Here is a 1,530-nt window from a genome sequence, read left to right on the forward strand (position 1 = left end):
CACTAAAGATCGCCTGCTCGGCACGGCAAAATCCCTGGCAGGTCGCCGCGGCCGCACATATCGGGCAGTGGTTTTCAATCAGCAGCAGGCTGCCATCTTCCAGCGTCTCGTATTCCGCCATATAACCCTCAGCAGAACGTATTTCTGCCAGCCGCGCCACGCGTGCCGTCAACCCGGCGAGGGCCGATAGCTCTCGCTGGTATAACTCCCGGGTTTTCTGTTCGCGTTTAGCAATCAGCATCTCAATCGCCTGTTCGCCAAAGGATTCACGCACCACGTCCAGCAACTGCACGGTCAGTTCAGGGTGCGTATCAGGAAATCGTTTCTCGCCTTCAGGCGTGAGTTGCCAGAACTGTGAAGGGCGCCCAACGCCGCGCGATCGGGAAAAAGCGCTCACCAGCCCATCCGCCGCCAGCTTTGTGAACTGCTGACGTGCTGCTTCGGCCGTCATTCCCAGCACCTTTCCCGCCTCTGAAGCCTGCTGCGGTCCGCGGGTTTTCAGCAGATGAAGCAGCCGCTGTGATGTCGATAAGTGCTCTTCAGGCCCCGAAGGCAAGTGATTTATTGACAAAATTTTTCTGACCCCGCTAATATTCCAAGTGTTTTCTTGTTTTATTAATTTACCTCAGGGATGCGCGGCCGACAACCCCAGGGTGACTCACAATCGTGGTTTCAAGGAGCCATTATGTCATCACATGAAGGAAACTGGGGAGATCTTCTCTCCGGTAAGAATGCCGCCCGCTCCATCGCACTTTCTGGTGGGGTTGCACTGCACGCTATCAATATTTATATCGCCACTACCGTGCTGCCTTCGGTCGTTAAAGAAATTGGTGGACTGAATCTCTACGCCTGGAACACCACACTGTTTGTGGTCGCTTCCATCCTCGGTTCGGCACTCACCAGCCGAACGTTGAGTCGCGCCGGGTCGCGCGGGACCTACGCTATCGCTATCCTGCTGTTCCTTGCGGGTTCCCTGCTGTGTGCCCTGGCCCCGAATATGCTGGCGATGTTACTGGGCCGCACCATTCAGGGCCTGGGCGGTGGTTTCCTGTTTGCGCTCGGCTACAGCATGATTTACGAAGTGTTTGAACGGGCGCTGTGGCCGCGCGCCTTTGCGCTGATCTCCGGCATGTGGGGCGTTGCGACGCTGGTCGGCCCGGCGATTGGCGGGATCTTTGCAGATATCGATGCCTGGAGGCTGGCTTTTGCTTTTCTGCTGCCGGTGACAATGCTCTACGCATGGGTGGTGTGGCGAGCTTTACCCGCAGATAACCGTAAGCGCAAACCTGCCGCACGCCTGCCTTTGCTCCAACTGCTGCTGCTCACCGCTGCTGTACTGGCAATCAGTATTGGCAGCACTGAATCACAGCTGAGTTACAACCTGATGGGCGTGGCACTGGCGGTGCTGATGGTGGCGCTGTTAATCCGCCAGGAGTTTGTTAGCGACACCTGCCTGCTGCCCCGTCACGCGCTACGCCTGCGCTCTCCCCTGCTAAGCCTTTATCTGACCATCGGCCTGCTGGTTGTCGG

Annotated in this window: 2 protein-coding genes; one reads left to right on the plus strand and one right to left on the minus strand. The window is 57.5% G+C overall.

Annotation, left to right across the window (positions count from 1 at the left end):
• A partial coding sequence (locus WH277_RS00290) for a helix-turn-helix transcriptional regulator (RefSeq protein ID WP_339503675.1) occupies positions 1 to 571 on the minus strand: 571 nt, incomplete at its 3' end.
• A 114-nt stretch (positions 572 to 685) separates the two neighbouring features.
• Here WH277_RS00290 and WH277_RS00295 point away from each other — a divergent pair.
• Positions 686 to 1,530: MFS transporter (locus WH277_RS00295; protein WP_339503677.1), on the plus strand; the 845-nt coding region annotated here is incomplete at its 3' end.

Origin of the sequence: Erwinia sp. MYb416, from assembly GCF_037479575.1 — a bacterium.
In the GTDB taxonomy this organism is placed as follows: Bacteria; Pseudomonadota; Gammaproteobacteria; order Enterobacterales; family Enterobacteriaceae; genus Erwinia; species Erwinia rhapontici.